This window comes from Mesorhizobium sp. M7A.F.Ca.CA.001.10.2.1 (assembly GCF_003998575.1).
Lineage (GTDB): Bacteria > Pseudomonadota > Alphaproteobacteria > Rhizobiales > Rhizobiaceae > Mesorhizobium.
On record NZ_RZQY01001033.1, the window covers coordinates 1 to 1,355 of the forward strand.

General features: G+C 66.0%; 2 protein-coding genes and 1 pseudogene. All 3 read right to left on the reverse strand.

Annotated elements, in window-relative coordinates:
• The coding region (locus EN964_RS34755; RefSeq protein WP_127277453.1) for an aminotransferase class III-fold pyridoxal phosphate-dependent enzyme at positions 1-396 on the reverse strand (396 nt) is incomplete at its 3' end.
• The gene (locus tag EN964_RS34760) at positions 393-1,160 is read right to left on the reverse strand and encodes an N-formylglutamate amidohydrolase (RefSeq protein ID WP_127267231.1); all 768 of its coding nucleotides are present in this window, start codon (positions 1,158-1,160) and stop codon (positions 393-395) included. The genes EN964_RS34755 and EN964_RS34760, both read right to left, overlap by 4 nt.
• Positions 1,160-1,355: pseudogene (locus EN964_RS34765) on the reverse strand (glutamine synthetase); the annotation flags it as partial. The pseudogene EN964_RS34765 and the gene EN964_RS34760, both read right to left, overlap by 1 nt.

Genomic DNA, 1,355 nt, shown 5'->3' on the forward strand with positions numbered 1-1,355 from the left:
GATGAAGCGCGAGCGGCCGGTGGCTGCCTGCAGCACGCGCACCGCGCAGTCATTGGCATCCGACCCGGAATGGCCGAACCAGACGCGTCGTTCGCCTTCTCCGGGCGTAATCGCCAGCAGCCGCTCCGCCAGCGATACGGCGGGCTCGTTCGGGTAGAGCAGCAGGCTGGCGCCCGCCATGTCGCGGATCGACGTCTCGACCGCTTCGACTATTGCCGGATGGCCGTAGCCGAGCACCGCCGGACCGGCCGATCCCGACAGGTCGAGCAAGGAGCGGCCGCCTTCCTCGATCAGCCGGTTGCCCCGGCCGCCGATGACGCTGAGCGGGGAGAAACGCAGCTTGCCGATCTGGGCGATGGTCGCGGCATCACGTTCGCGCAGGCTGAGATTGCTCACGACACGGATTCCGTTTCGAGCGCCGGCAGTGCCGCCGCCAGCCGGTCCGCCCATTCCTCGATGCCGGACCGTGTCGACAAAAGGTCCTGCCGGATCTCGACGAGGACGGCGGGGATGCCGCGATCATCGCCATGAATGGGCACGGCGTAATCGGCGTCGCGGCTGATCACATAGGGCACGTTGGCCGCGACATTGAGCCCGGCGTCGGTGCGCAGGCCCGAAAGGATCGTTTCTGCGAGATCTCTTGCTTGGTCGTGCAGCACGCCGGCATGCCAGGGTCTGCTGACACCGAGGAAGACCGGCGTGAAGGAATGGATCGTCACGATCCGGGTCTGCCGGCCTGCTTGCGCCCGGCGGTCAAGATACGCAGTCACCCGGTCATGAAACGGCGAAAAGATGATCTCGGCGCGCCGGATCCGCTCCGCCGAATCGATGCCGACATTGCCGGGAATGTCGGTGTCTTCCGACAGCACCGGAATGCTGCCTGGCGTGCCCAGTGGCCGGTTGAGGTCGATCAGCAGCCGCGAGTAACCGCTGAGGAAGGCCGGTGCATCGAGCTTCGACGACAGCAGGCGGGTCACTTCGGCGGCGCCGATATCCCAGGCGATGTGGCGCTGCAGATGGCTGGCATCGAGGCCGAGCTGCCGATACTCGGCCGGCATGTGGTTGGACGCATGCTCACACAACAGCACGATATCGGAGCGGCCGTGCTCGTTGAGGACCTCGACGGCCTCGGGCCAATCTTTTCTGGCCTGCGCGGTCATCAATAGAGCGTCCGGTAGAGATCGCAGATGGAGGCCGGATCGAGACCGGCAAGACGCTCGGACTCATGTCGCTTGAGGCCGACGAAGGTTTCGATGAAGACAGGCGCGAACCATCCCGTCACGATGCCGTCGGCCAGCAACGCGTCCAGTGCCACGGGCAGGGTTTCGGGCAGGCGCACCAGACCGAGACTCGCC

What these genes read in the sequence shown, in the direction of transcription:
- EN964_RS34760 (WP_127267231.1), bottom strand. Translation starts at nt 1,160, where the DNA reads ATGACCGCGCAGGCCAGAAAAGATTGGCCCGAGGCCGTCGAGGTCCTC.